Annotated in this window: 1 protein-coding gene; it reads left to right on the top strand. The window is 58.3% G+C overall.

Annotation, left to right across the window (positions count from 1 at the left end):
- Window positions 1-474: DUF932 domain-containing protein (locus tag A3754_RS07910; protein ID WP_156496910.1), on the top strand; the 474-nt coding region annotated here is incomplete at its 5' end.
- Window positions 475-602: the final 128 nt, after the last annotated feature.

The raw sequence follows: 602 nt of genomic DNA, 5'->3' as shown, positions 1-602 counted from the left end.
AATAACACCCTTGCGGTGGCACTGAATGGCAATACCCATGCGGTGAAGGTACGCCACAACACCACCTTTGATCCGCAGTCGGTGAAGAAGCAGCTAGGCATCTCTGTCTCTGCCTGGGATGACTTCATGTATCGCCTGAAGGCCCTCAGCGAGCGCCGCATTACCCGCAAGACCGCCAAGAAGGTCATGCAGACCATCTTCACCGACACCGGCTATCAGCCACCGGGCATGCCGGTGAAGGCCAACGAACAGGCCATGAAGAAAGCCATGGCTCTGTATGAGGGTGCCGGTCGCGGGTCGGATCTGACGTCCGCCAAGAACACAGCCTACGGCCTGCTCAATGCGGTCACCGAGTTCGTGGACCATGAGCGACGAGCCCGCAGCACCGACAACCGGCTGGACTCGGCCTGGTTCGGCAAGGGTGCCCAGATCAAGCAACGTGCTCTGGAGCAAACTTCCCTGCTGGTCGCCTGATACCGGTCGGATCTTTTCTTCCCCTCTCTATTCCCGCATTAAAAAAACCTGGAGAACACCATGGATCTGAAATGGCTCTACCGCCTGTTGGCGGTATGGGACTGCCGCCCTATGCCTGCTGAATTGGC

It is taken from the genome of Alcanivorax sp. HI0083, assembly GCF_001635175.1.
Note: the sequence above shows the minus strand (reverse complement) of the source record. Positions and strands in the feature narration are given on the sequence as shown.